Origin of the sequence: Streptomyces sp. NPDC051286 (assembly GCF_044455345.1) — a bacterium.
Lineage (GTDB): Bacteria > Actinomycetota > Actinomycetes > Streptomycetales > Streptomycetaceae > Streptomyces.
The window spans coordinates 1-12,218 of the sequence record NZ_JBITER010000084.1 but is presented as its reverse complement, the minus strand read 5'-3'; the positions used below and the strand labels follow the sequence as shown (position 1 = coordinate 12,218).

Sequence of the window (12,218 nt, the reverse complement as noted above, 5' to 3'; positions counted from 1 at the left end):
AACGTCACCCGAAGCCGCCTCGGGCGCCTCACCCGCCAAGGCTTCCTCACCCAACCCGGACGAGGCCGCTACAAGAAACGGACTTAACGCCCTCTGAGTGGCGGTGTTTGCTTCGATCGTGGGGATTGATCTCACTTCACGGGTCTCGCTGTCACTGCACCTGTCACGGTCGATTTCGACGTGTATGTGAGGGCTGGGGTGGCGATGGATCTGGGGCTGGTCGCCGAGTTGAGCCGACGGTTCGCCTGGATCTACACCACCGTCGGAACCCAGGACCCCCTCTACCAGCGCCTCTCTCGCCAGCGCGAAGGCGACTTCCGGGAAACGGCGGGCTAAGTTCGGGTCGTGGACAGCACTGAGATCACGATCAAGCTCACCCCTGACGAGGCGCTGGTCCTCTCGGACTGGCTGGAGCGAGTTCAGATGACGAACCTAGGTCGCCTGGTAGACGACCCGGCGGCGTGGGCCCCGATCCACAGGCTGGCGGGGACGTTGAACACGGCGCTTCCCGAGATCTTCGCCGCCGACTACGCCGAACGCCTGGATGCGGCACGGCACCGTCTCAGGGAGACCATGGGCAGCTTTGCCGAAGGCCAAGACGGCTGAGCTGGCCTTCCTGCCGTCAGCACGCTTCCGTGAAAACCATGTCGTTTGAGAACACCGAGGACCCTGTTGCCTATTCGGCTATGCGGCGAGGGCGAGTTCGAGTCGGGCGAGGTGGCTGGTGTGGCGGCGGTCGAGTGGCCTGCCGTTCCACCAGGCGTTCAGGCGGATGAGGTTGAGGGCGACGGCGCTGTAGACATGTTCGAGGTGGGTCTTGGCCAGGCTGCGGTAGCGGGCCCGTCGGCTGTCGGTGACGGCGAGGGCCTGGCGGATGGTGCCCTCGACGCCGGCGCGCAGGGCGTAGTCGGCCTGCCAGTCCCGGCCGGCCTGCTCGGCGCGGGCGGTCCGCAGCGCCTCCGTCAGCGGGCGCGGGTTCAAGGTGAGCTGCCGGTAGCCCTGGCGGCCGGTGGTGCACAGCTCCCGGACCGGGCAGGGTCCGCAGACCGTGCGGGTGAACTTGACCACGATCATCGGGTGGCCGTGCTGGGTGCACGGGCTCCAGGCCGAGCTGACCTGGTCTTGGGGGCAGGTGACCTGCTGGTATTTCCAGTCCACGGTGAACGCGTCGGCGTGGAAGCCTTGCTCGGCGCGGGCCTGGCGGGACTGGTCGAGCAGGACCGGGGTGATCAGTGCGATGCCGTAGGTCTTGCGGGAGGCCACGACGAGGTCGGCGCTGGGGTAGCCGGAGTCGAGGTAGTGCTCGTCCGGGAGCAGGCTGCGGCGCTCGAGTTGCCGGTGGATGCCCGGCAGCGCTTTGTCGTCGGGGACCGTGGAGGGCGTGGTGGCCACGTTCGTGATCAGGTTCGGGGTGGTGCGGCGGTCCTCGGCCGCATCGGTGCATGTCTCGCTGACGTGCAGCTTGAAGCCGTTCCAGAAGGTGTCGCGCTTGGCCGACCAGCGGGTGTCGGTGTCGTAGGGGGAGGCGATGCGTAGGTGTCCGGGCGGCAGCCCGGCACCCCCGTCCTCCGCTTTCTCACGCCGGGCGGTGACCAGGCGGCCGTTCCGGTCGGCGGTGCGGGTGTAGTTCTGCAGGAGCACCGTCCGCAGGGTCTGCACGGCGGGGAGTTTCCGCAGCCAGTGTTCCGAGCGCGGGTCGTAGACCGCTTCCAGCAGGGCGAATCCGTCACGGCCGTAGGTGAGTGCGAGTTGCTCGCGCTTGGCGGCGGAAGCGGGCATGCGCCAGGTGTCGACGCGGGTGTCGTAGCGCCGTGACCAGCCGGGGACGTCCAGCACAGCGGCGACCCAGTGCGGGGCGGCCACCGTCAGCGCCTCCACCGCCGCGCGCACCGACTCGCCCGCGAGCTCCAGGCGGTTCAGGTCCCGCACCGCGCTGACGACATGGGTGGAGTCGGTGCGCTGCTTGCCCCCGGCCTTCAGCAGGCCCTGCTCGACGAGGCGGGCCAGCAGCAGGTCCAGCACCTTCTCCTCCAGGCCGTGCTCGACCACCCGGGTACGGAACTGGGAGAGCACGGTGAAGTCGAAGCCGGTGTCGGCCAGGTCCAGTCCGAGCGCGTAGGCCCACGAGAGCCGGTCCCGCACCGCCTCGGCGGCCTGCCGGTCGGTGAGGTTCTCCGCCATCTGGAACACCGTCACCAGCGCCAGACGCCCCGGCGACCACCCGGCCGGGCCCGTCACTCCGAACGCCTGCGCGAACTCGCCGTCCGGGAACAGCTCCCCGAGCCGGTCACGCACCGCCACCGGCAACGGCACCTGCCGCCCGTAGTTCTTCGCCCGCACAGCCCTTGCCACCTCGGACGCCGGCTCCGGCCACGGCTGCGGCTCCATCGACACGACCATCCCACCCCCGCGGCCGGGGAACAGGAAGGAACCGACCGCACGACCAACCCTGCCAGCACCACCGGCCCACCGTCAGCCCTCACCACGAATAGGCAACAGGGTCACCGAGGCGCAGCGCTCTCAAACGACATGGCAACCCAGCAGGTCAGCAGCCCACTCTCTGCCAGATTCACTGCGACAGGACACGTTGGGTGCGACTGTTGGGCATCACCGAGCAGACAGGCATGTGCTACCTCGGTGCGGCCCGCCCGAAACGTACCGCCAAGCTGCCTAGGCAGTCTGCCTGGTTCGGCTCTGAATCGTTGCGAGCCAGTCGGTCAGCAGGCTGTTGACCTCGTTGGGGCGTTCCTGCTGGATCCAGTGGCCGCAGTCTTCCAGGAGGTGGGAGGCAGACAGGCGGGGGAGGGTGGTGGGGTAGGCGTCGATGGCGTCGGACATCCAGGTGGTGGAGGCGTCCAGGGCGCCGCCGATGAACAGGGATGGCTGCTTGATCGGGGCTCCGCGGTGCGGGGCGAGGTCTTCCCAGTCGCGGTCCATGTTGCGGTAGCGGTTGAGGGCGCCGGTCAGGCCGGTGCGCTCGAACTCCCCGGCGTAGACATCGAGGTCCTCCTCGCTCAACCAGGCCGGGAGCGGGCCAGCGGGGAAACGGTCGCGCAGCTGACAGCCCAGGGCGACGAAGTGCGGGTCGGGCTCGCTATCGGCGGGCATGGTGTCGGCGGACAGGGCCGCGTAGAAGCCTGCGAGCCAGCCCCAGACGTCGGGCTCGATCTCCGCCTCGGCGCGGCCGGGCTCCTGGAAGTAGGAGACGTAGAACTCCTGCTCAGGGCCGCCGATCTGGCCGAAAATGTCGGTAGGGCGGGGGCCGCCGGGTGGCGCGTACGGGACGCTCAGCAAGCCGACCGCGCGGAAGACTTCGGGGTGGAGCAGGGCGGAGGTGGCGGCGATGGTGGAGCCCCAGTCGTGGCCGACGATCACCGCGCTCTCCTCGCCGAGGGCGCGTACGACGGCGACATTGTCCTCCACCAGGTCGAGCATCCGGTAGGCGTCGATCGCGGCAGGCTTGGAGGAGCGGCCGTAGCCGCGCACGTCGATCGCCACTGCACGGTACCCGGCGGCGGCGAGGGCCGGGAGCTGGCGGCGCCAGGAGTACCAGGACTCGGGGAAGCCGTGCACGAGCAGGACCAACGGGCCGGTGCCCTGCTCTACCAGGTGCAGGCGCCCGGCAGGGGCCTCGACGGTGCGGTGGCGGAGTGCGGAGGTCGGCTCGGATCGCATGGGGGACTTCTCCTCGGTTCGCGGGCGGCCGGCGGGAACGTATCGATCATGCGGCACTGCGGCCAATCGGCGCGATCAGCGTTGCCATTCTGGCAAGGTTGCAGGACGAGGCCGTGAAGCGGCACGGCGGGAAGGAACGGGGCCGGTGGCAGGTGACGACGTGACCCAGACGCTGGCGGTGATAGGGCCGCGGCTGCGGGCCGTGCGCGAGCGCCGTGGCGTCACACTCGCCGATGTCAGCTGCGCGACCGGCATCTCGACCAGCACGCTGTCGCGGATCGAGACCGGCCGGCGCAAGCCCACCCTGGAGGTGGTGCTGCAGCTGGCGAAGGAATACGGAGTCCCCCTGGACGAGCTGGTCGGCACCGCACCCGCCCCTGCGGCCGAGCCCCGCAGCACGGCGCCGCACCGCTTCAGCGACGGCAAGGCGGTATTGCCGCTGACCCAGTACGTCGGCGGCCTGCACGCCCACAAGCACGTCCTGCCTGCCGTCGAGGAGCCGCCCGGGCGGCCCCGACAGGTGTCCCACGAGGGCTACGAGTGGCTGTACGTCCTGTACGGGCGGCTGTGGCTCGCACTCGGCAACCAGGACCTCGTTCTGGCTGCTGGGGACTTCGTCGAGTTCGACACCCGCATCCCTCACGGAGTCGCGAACGCCGGATCCGCCGGACCGGTCGAGTATCTGATCATGTTCGGGCCTCAAGGAGAACGTCTACAGCCGCGCACCCCTCCAGCCGCTGGTCGCGGGACTGGTGACAGAAAGGCTGCTGAATGAGCAGTTGTGACAAGCCGCGTGCCTCGTCAGTGACAACCACGCTGCTTCGTTCGGTCTCATTCGCCACGTCATCCGGCCCTGCCGGTGACAACTACTGAGCTTCGGCTCAGAATGACCGGTCCGCCGCCATGCCACGTGAGCGGCGGGCCACCATTTCCGATTCCGTGTCGAAAGCGAGCCCTCATGAACACGTCCGATGGATGGCGGCCGCGCCGTGTCCCTGAGGCCCGCGCCCGCGTTGGCGCCCCTGCCCCGGTCGACTATGCAAAGGTCGGCCGGTCCTCAATCCGGCGCCGCACTCGGGGCATGACCCACGCAGAGGCGGCGGCCGCGCTGGAGGCCGCGTACTTCGACCGGTGGTTCTGTTCACGAGAGACGGTTCTGGCTCAACTTCTGTGACGCGGCCTCTCTGGGTGACGTCACGGCGTCCCTGGGCGGCACCCGAAGTCGCCCGAAAAAGAGTCGTGGTCAAGGTGGTTGGGCCGATAGTTCGGGGCCGTGGAAGAGGTCGTGCTCCGGATCGAGGAGCTGTTGTTCCCGTCCATCGCGGACGTTGCGGTGCTGTCTGTGGACGTGAACATCAAGGTGGTACGCGTCGACGCGCCATGCACCGCGGCAGGCGCCACATGCCCGGGATGCGGGACATGGTCCAGCCGTGTTCACGGGTCCTACCTGCGGTTTCCCGCTGATGTCCCGAGCGCCGGACGAAGCGTTGTGCTCCAGTTACGGGTCCGCCGGTTCGCCTGCGAGAACACGGCGTGCGCACGACGCACCTTCGTAGAGCAGATACCCGGCCTGACTCGCAGACACGGCCACCGCACCGAGCGACTGCGTGCCACCCTGGCCGCAGTCGGCCTCGCCCTGGCAGGCCGGGCCGGTGCCAGGCTGGCTGCCGTCCTCGGCATGTCCGTGAGCCGGAGCACGGTCTTGCGCCTGGTCGACGCATTGCCCGAGCCGGAAGTGCCCGCGCCGCGGGTGGTGGGCGTCGACGAGTACGCCACCCGCAAGGGCCGCCACTACGGCACCGTCCTCGTCGACATCGAAACCCGGCGCCCCGTCGACCTACTGCCCGATCGGGAGGCAGCGACGCTGGCCGCATGGCTGACCCAGCGGCCCGGTGTCGAAGTCATCTGCCGCGACCGCGCCCCGTACTTCGCGGAAGGCGCCACCGCCGGGGCACCGCAGGCCGTCCAGGTCGCGGACCGGTGGCACTTGTGGCACAACCTGAGCGAGGCCGCCGAACGAACCGTCGCTCAACACCGCCACTGTCTGCGCGTCCTGGTGCCCGCGGTGCCCGAACCCGAGCCCGAGCCCCAACAAGCTTCGCAGGAAGAGGCGTCCGGCTCGCCATGGTCGACCGGCCACCGTTTCGCCGACCGCACCCGCACCACGCACGCCACCGTCCACGCGCTGCTGGAGGCGGGACACAGCCGTCGCGCGATCCAGCGGCAACTCCGCATGAGCAGCCGCACCGTCAAGAAGTACGCCGACGCCGCCAAGCCCGAGGACCTCTTCACCGGTCAGTGGCAGAACCGGTCTTCCGTCCTGGACGAGTACAAGACCTACCTCGACGACCGCTGGAGCGAGGGCTGCACCAACGCCTGGAAGCTCTGGGAGGAGATCGTCCCGCTCGGCTACAAGGGCAGCTACCAGCGCGTTCGCGCCTACCTGCACAAGAAACGCACCTCGCCGCGGCCCGTGACCGCACGACCGCCTTCGCCCCGGGCCGTCGCCGGATGGATCCTCCGCCGCCCGGAAACACTCTCCGAAACTGAACAGCTCCAGCTCAAGACCCTCCGGGCTCACTGTCCGGAACTGGACGCCCTCACCCGCCATGTCCACTCGTTCGCGACCATGCTCACTGAGCGCCAAGGCGAACGCCTGCCGGAATGGCTCGACGCCGTCCGGGCAGACGACCTGCCCAGCCTCCACACCCTCGCCGCCGGCATCGACCGCGACTGCGACGCCGTCATCGCCGGCCTGACCCTGCCCTGGAGCTCGGGCGCGGTCGAGGGGCATGTCAACCGGATCATTCTGTGGAATCTGTGATGTCAAGTTCCCGCGCATGACGGCGGCTCAAGCCACCCTGCTCTGTTCAGCGGGGGAACATGTCGGCGTAGGGATCCGGTTCGTTGGTGAAGGGGTCCCGGCCGGCTTTCCATCGGATCTGCTGCTCGCGCCAGTGAACGAATCCTGGAGAGGTCTTGCCCCAGAGCGAGGTGTCGCTCAGGGGGCACGTGGCGAGGTCAGCGGTGAAGATCCGCAGGAGGAATCGGGCCATGCCGCAGTCGAACAGGGTCCAGCGCTCGTCGGTGTGTCGGCCGCAGACAAGGACCGGCCAGTGGTCGGGGTTGGGGTCAGTGGTGAGCCAGCAGAGGAGATCGGGTCCGGATGTCTGGCCCCAGGGGAGGATGTGGGCTGGGTCGAGGTCGGGGCGCCATTGGGCCGGGGTGTGCTCCCACGTCGAGCGGGCACCCGAGATCTCGTCCTCGATGGCACCGGGATCCCATTGGATGCCATCCTCGTGCAGAGGGAGGAGGACACTGAGCAGGTCGTCAATGCCTCCACCGCCGTAGAGCGACATGAACGCCTTGTAGTCGCTGGGCAGTCGGCGGTTCAGCCGTTCCTCGACCGAGGGCCAGTCCAGGGCCTCGTTGACGCCGTAGGTTGGGGCCATGACCTGGGTCAGTGCCGCGATATCTGGGTGCTCAGTCATGGCCTCCCCGTTCCTTCCCGTCGGTTGACTCAACCTAGCGGTTTGGGCGGACAACACGGCCGACGGGTGCTGTCTTGGGCCCGTGCACCGGTCTCGAGGAACGGCAGTGGCACGGCGCCGGGAGGCAGGCTGAGCTCGCGCGGAGTGGGTCCGGCCGGCGTTGGGGCGTCGGCAAGCCGCTCAAGCAGACGGTTGAGGGCGTCCTGGCCGTCGGCCACGGCGGTGCGTTCGTCGTCGGTGAGCGGGATGGACACGGCCATCTCCGCGACTTCCAGGTTCAGGCCCGCCCACAGAAGCTTCGCCCAGATCTCGTCGGCGATCACCCGCGGGTCGGGGCCAAGGAGGGCTGTAATGCTGCGGGGAATCGCCAGCGCGCGCAGTGGGTCGAAGCGGCGGGGCAGCCACTCCCATTCCTGGCAGTCCTTGAAGAACGTCCGCAGCGCGGTGATCTGCCCGGCCTTGCTGGGCGCCTCCAGCGGCTTGCCGAGACGGTCGCCCTGCCCGACCGTGCGCTGTACGTAGTCGCCGACCTTCATCCGGTCCAGCGCGGCGATCCACGAAGCGCAGGTCTGCCGCGTCCAGTCGGCCGGATCAGCGGCGTCGGGCTGTTCGGCGGCGATCCACCGGCCGACCTTGCCGGGTGGTGTGGGTCGAGAACCGCGGGACCCCGGCCTCTAGGGCAATCCGGCGGACCACCTTCGACCAGGTCCACAGGGTCAGCGGCTGCCCGTGGTTGCGCCGGGACTCTGAAAGGAACAGGCCCCCTGGCCCGGCTGACCGCGGCCCGGTGGGCGAGGTAGGCCGACATCAACACGCCGGTCGACGCCGAGTACGGCACCACCCGCTCCAAGCGGTTCTTCGTCGTCTCCGCCCGCACCCTCAGCGTCCGGTGGGCAGGATCAAGGTCATCGGTCCGAAGCGAGCACAACTCCTCTCGCCGCAGCGCGGCATCGTAGGCCAGGGCCAGCATCACCCGGTTGCGGACCGGCTCCTCCCGCGCGACCTGCAGGATCCCCAACCACTGCTGTTCACTGGGGATCCACGGCAGCTTCGTCAGCCGCGGCACCAGCCCGCGCTGCTGCCCGCCCCTCTGGCGCCCCGGGGTGTAGCGGCCCCGGCCGACCGGGTTCGACTCGCGCAGGCCTTCCTCCATGAGGAAGTCGTAGAACAGGCGGACCGGCACCAGGCGCTGCTAGATAGTGGCGTTGGCCAGTCCTGTCCCCGAGTCGATCGAGACCACATTGGCCCCTCGACGGTGAGGCCGTGAGGTCAGTTCCCTTACGTAGACGGCTGTGTGTGCGCGGTTCGCCGTGACCGGGTCGACGGTCTCCCGTTCGCACATCAGCAGGTACTCGGCCAGCCCGCGGGCGTAGGCATCGATCGTGCGGGGCGCACGGCCGAGATCCGTCCAGATCATCAGCCAGGTCGCCGCCTGCTCGTGCCGGCCGAGCACCGGCCACTTCTCCATCAGCAGCGTCGTGCCGCTCAACACATCTCCCAAGTCCGTGGTTGCACCGGAGAGACATGATCACCCCGGCAGATTCCACGTAACTATTAACCCTGGGTATTCAGCGGGGTTGGGTGATCTGACGCCCTGATAGCAGAAAGGTGCCGCTGACCTGCGAGGATGCGAGTGTCTAGATCGTATCCGTTGCAGAAGTCAGGGCACCTTTCTGGTGGTTGAGCGTACAGGGTGGGACCGTCGGCTGTCCGTGGTGGCTGACGGGAAAAGGCTGATCGGGTATGCCGGGGCGGTGCTGCTGCGCCGGTGCGCGGACCGCACGGGGCTGACGGACGCGCTGGCGAAGGTGCTGCCGTCCAGCACGGTGGCCGGCTGGCGGGACCGCGCGGGGGTGCTGGTGCACCTGGCGGTCGCGATCGTGCTCGGGGCGGCGAACCTTTCGGATGCCGAGCAGCTCCAGCTGCACCACCGGCCGCTGTTCGGCCCTGCGGCCTCGGACTCCACCGCCCGCCGCGCGCTGGCCGCGCTCGACGAGGCAGCCCTGGCGAAGATCGCAAAGGTGCGGGCCCTGGTGCGTCGGCACGTGTGGGGCCTGCTGCACCTTCGCCCGGGAGGCTTCCCGTGGCTGACGGTGGCAGGCAAGCGGCTGACCGGCTGGATCGTCATCGACGTCGACGCCACCGTCATCACCTCGGCGTCGAAGAAGGCCGGGGCAGCGGTCACGTTCAAAAAGACGTTCGGGTTTCAGTGCGCCATGAGGCGCTCTGACGTATCCCCGGCTGAGCCGGGAGGAACTTGGAAGGAGGTTCCTGGGCCTGATGACTTACCCGATCCGGAAACGGTGACGGGACAAGAGCATGTCAGGAAACTGGCGGCCGTGCCGAGACGCCACGGGCGGTGCGCCAGGTGGCCCGCGTGACATGGCGAAAGCTGGACTGCCTGAACCCCAATCTCCAGCGGAGGCAACGAAGACTCCACCGGCAAGGCGTCCGATGCCGGTGTCGTCGTCTGCGGCGGCTTGATGGAATGGCCGCCGCATCTTCCGGACGGCGACGCGACGCTCAATCAGAGTGTTCAAGGGGATGAGTGGGGCGCCTACATCACGCTGTTACGTACGTCGGAGACGAACATGGGATCGCCTACGGGACGCGAGTTCTAGGGCGACGGAGTGCCCGTAGTAGTCGCAGGGGTCACGGCCTGCCGAGGAGGACGGTAACGCCGTCCGCAGGGCGAAGGGGCACAGGTGATCGGACATCCCGGTCTGGGAGGTATGCGAAATGCAGAGCGCCGAAACGGTGCTGGGTGTCCTGCGTGAACGCGGCAGGCGCGGCCTGCCGTGCGAGGAACTGTATCGACAATTGTTCAACCCGCAGTTGTACCTGCTGGCCTACGGACGCCTCTACTCCAATCAAGGAGCGATGACGCCCGGGGTGACCGGGGAGACCGTGGACGGCATGTCACTGGACAAGATCGGACGCATCATCGACGCGCTGCGCCACGAGCGTTTCCGGTGGAGTCCCGCACGACGGGTCTACATCCCGAAGAAGAACGGCAAACGCCGCCCGCTCGGCCTCCCCTCGTGGACGGACAAGCTGGTGGCGGAAGTCGTACGCCTGCTGTTGGAGGCGTACTACGAGCCGAACTTCAGCGACGCCTCCCACGGTTTCCGGCCAGGACGCGGCTGCCACACCGCACTTCGCAAGATCGCGGACACGTGGCAGGGCACGACCTGGTTCATCGAAGGGGACATCGCCGACTGCTTCGGCAGCCTCGACCACAACGTCATGATGACGACGCTGGCGGCGAACATTCACGACGGCCGGTTCCTCCGGCTGATCAGACACATGCTGCAAGCCGGGTACCTGGAAGACTGGATCTTCAACGCGACCCTCAGCGGTTCCCCGCAGGGTGGGGTCGCGTCCCCGATCTTGTCGAACATCTACCTGGACCGGTTGGACACCTTCATCGAGACGGTCCTCATCCCGGAATACACCCGAGGGCGCTCCCGGCGACCGAACCGGGAGTACCACAGGATGTACTACGCGATGCGCAGAGCCCACGGACGAGGCGACCATGCCGAGTTCAGGAAACTGCGCCAGCGGCTGCGGTCCCTGCCCAGCTCGGATCCGCAGGACCCGGACTACCGCAGGCTCCGATATGTCCGCTACGCGGACGACACCCTGCTCGGGTACATCGGACCCAGGGCAGAGGCCGAGGAGATCAAGGCACGGCTGGCTCAGTTCCTGCGAGACGACCTCAAGCTCGAACTGTCACCCGACAAGACCCTGGTCACCCACGCCCGTACCCGGGCGGCACGGTTCCTCGGCTATGAGATCACCGTCCAGCACAGCAGCACGAAGGTCACCAACGGGCGCAGGTCCGTCAACGGCGTGATCCGACTGCGTGTGCCGATCGCGGTAATCAACGCCTACTGCTCCCGCTATCTCAAGCGTGGCAAACCCGCGCACCGCTCCGACCTGTTCGCTGCCCCCGATCGGGACATCGTCAGGACCTACGGAGCTGAGTACCGGGGCATCGTCCAGTACTACCTGCTCGCCAGCGATGTCTTCAGACTGTCCCGGCTTCGCTGGGTCATGGAGACCTCGCTGCTCAAGACGCTCGCTGGCAAGCACCGCTCGACCGTTTCGACCATGGCCCGCAAGTATCGGTCCAAGGTCGTCACCCCGGTCGGGCCGCGCGTGTGCTTGCAGGTCACCAGTGAGCGTCCCGGCAGGACACCTCTGGTCGCACGGTTCGGCGGCATTCCGCTGCGACGGCAGAGAACCGCTCTGATCATCGACAAGTCCACGACCGGAGCGGTAACTCGGCGCAGAGAACTGGTCTCCAGACTCCTCGCCGGACGCTGCGAGGTTTGCGGCGGCACGGACGGCATCACCGTTCACCACGTCCGCACCCTCACAGACCTGACCGAACGCAGGCAGCCCCACCCGGCATGGGTGACGGTGATGCTCAAGAAGCGGCGCAAGGCCCTCGTGGCCTGCCGGGACTGTCACACCTCCATCCACACCGGCGGCTGATGGAAACACGAAGATCACTGGAGAGCCGTCTGCGGTGAAAGTCGCACGGGCGGTTCGGGCCGGGGGCCACCGGAAAAGGGTCCGCGCTTGACGCGGACACCTCGCCGGTGGCCTACCGGTACTCCGCTGGCCGCGTGGTGCGCGAACACCACCGAGTCCCTGGCCATGCTGCTACGGCCGGGCAACGCCGGAGCCAACACGGTGGCCGACCACATCAACGTCCTCACCGACGCCCTCGCGCAGATCCCCGGCTCCTCGGCCGCGAAGATCCTGGTGCGGGCGGACGGCGCCGGAGCCACCCACGGGCTGCTGGAACACCTCGAAGCACTGAACACCACGCGGCGCACGGTCCGCTACACCGTCGGCTGGAAGATCACCGAAGACGACGAGCAGGCCATCGCGAAGCTGCCCGAGGCAGCCTGGGAGACCTCCGTGCACCAGGACGGCAGCCTCCAGGAGGGCGTTGATGCCCCTATGGATGTCAAGCAACGACTCCCGCGGGGCTTGGGTGGTTGGCTGGGGTGCTCGTGGGGACGATGAGCCGGTAGATCT

At 68.2% G+C, this 12,218-nt stretch carries 13 protein-coding genes; 7 read left to right on the top strand and 6 right to left on the bottom strand.

The window, feature by feature from the left end; translation table 11 throughout:
• Positions 1–180 precede the first annotated feature (180 nt).
• Together ACIBB8_RS36055 and ACIBB8_RS36050 are read left to right on the top strand one after the other, a co-directional pair.
• Positions 181–336, top strand: a complete 156-nt coding sequence (locus ACIBB8_RS36055; protein ID WP_398959434.1) for a hypothetical protein — start codon at positions 181–183, stop codon at positions 334–336.
• 9 nt (positions 337–345) lie between these two features.
• Positions 346–606 (top strand): hypothetical protein, encoded by a 261-nt coding sequence (locus tag ACIBB8_RS36050; RefSeq protein WP_398959432.1) that lies wholly within the window; start codon positions 346–348, stop codon positions 604–606.
• 78 nt (positions 607–684) lie between these two features.
• Here ACIBB8_RS36050 and ACIBB8_RS36045 read toward each other — a convergent pair whose 3' ends face one another.
• Positions 685–2,388 (bottom strand): transposase, encoded by a 1,704-nt coding sequence (locus tag ACIBB8_RS36045; protein WP_398959430.1) that lies wholly within the window; start codon positions 2,386–2,388, stop codon positions 685–687.
• 282 nt (positions 2,389–2,670) lie between these two features.
• Complete coding sequence (locus tag ACIBB8_RS36040; RefSeq protein ID WP_398959428.1) at positions 2,671–3,675, bottom strand: alpha/beta fold hydrolase; 1,005 nt, start codon at positions 3,673–3,675, stop codon at positions 2,671–2,673.
• A gap of 145 nt (positions 3,676–3,820) precedes the next feature.
• Between ACIBB8_RS36040 and ACIBB8_RS36035 the strand changes: the two genes are divergently transcribed.
• Together ACIBB8_RS36035 and ACIBB8_RS36030 are read left to right on the top strand one after the other, a co-directional pair.
• On the top strand, positions 3,821–4,450 hold the full coding sequence (locus ACIBB8_RS36035) for a helix-turn-helix domain-containing protein (RefSeq protein ID WP_398959426.1): 630 nt from the start codon (positions 3,821–3,823) through the stop codon (positions 4,448–4,450).
• Between the two features lie 498 nt (positions 4,451–4,948).
• Positions 4,949–6,499, top strand: a complete 1,551-nt coding sequence (locus tag ACIBB8_RS36030; protein WP_398959424.1) for an ISL3 family transposase — start codon at positions 4,949–4,951, stop codon at positions 6,497–6,499.
• A gap of 46 nt (positions 6,500–6,545) precedes the next feature.
• Here the strand turns inward: ACIBB8_RS36030 and ACIBB8_RS36025 are convergent, their stop codons facing one another.
• From ACIBB8_RS36025 to ACIBB8_RS36010, 4 genes are read right to left on the bottom strand one after another with little or no spacing between them, the layout of a single operon-like run.
• Positions 6,546–7,166, bottom strand: a complete 621-nt coding sequence (locus ACIBB8_RS36025) for an SMI1/KNR4 family protein (protein ID WP_398959422.1) — start codon at positions 7,164–7,166, stop codon at positions 6,546–6,548.
• Positions 7,167–7,195: 29 nt separating this feature from the next.
• Positions 7,196–7,702, bottom strand: a complete 507-nt coding sequence (locus ACIBB8_RS36020; RefSeq protein WP_398959420.1) for a hypothetical protein — start codon at positions 7,700–7,702, stop codon at positions 7,196–7,198.
• Positions 7,699–8,349 (bottom strand): tyrosine-type recombinase/integrase, encoded by a 651-nt coding sequence (locus ACIBB8_RS36015; protein WP_398959418.1) that lies wholly within the window; start codon positions 8,347–8,349, stop codon positions 7,699–7,701. Before ACIBB8_RS36015 ends, ACIBB8_RS36020 begins: the two co-directional genes overlap by 4 nt.
• Positions 8,350–8,358: 9 nt before the next feature.
• Positions 8,359–8,655 (bottom strand): hypothetical protein, encoded by a 297-nt coding sequence (locus ACIBB8_RS36010; RefSeq protein ID WP_398959416.1) that lies wholly within the window; start codon positions 8,653–8,655, stop codon positions 8,359–8,361.
• A gap of 187 nt (positions 8,656–8,842) precedes the next feature.
• On the opposite strand from ACIBB8_RS36010, the gene ACIBB8_RS36005 reads away from it, so the two are divergent.
• From ACIBB8_RS36005 to ACIBB8_RS35995, 3 genes are all read left to right on the top strand, one after another.
• Complete coding sequence (locus ACIBB8_RS36005) at positions 8,843–9,547, top strand: transposase (protein WP_398959414.1); 705 nt, start codon at positions 8,843–8,845, stop codon at positions 9,545–9,547.
• A 358-nt stretch (positions 9,548–9,905) separates the two neighbouring features.
• Positions 9,906–11,666 (top strand): reverse transcriptase domain-containing protein, encoded by a 1,761-nt coding sequence (locus ACIBB8_RS36000; protein WP_398959412.1) that lies wholly within the window; start codon positions 9,906–9,908, stop codon positions 11,664–11,666.
• A gap of 87 nt (positions 11,667–11,753) precedes the next feature.
• Positions 11,754–12,206 carry a transposase gene (locus ACIBB8_RS35995; RefSeq protein WP_398959410.1) on the top strand — a complete coding sequence of 151 codons (453 nt, stop codon included), beginning with the start codon at positions 11,754–11,756 and terminating at the stop codon, positions 12,204–12,206.
• Positions 12,207–12,218 lie beyond the last annotated feature (12 nt).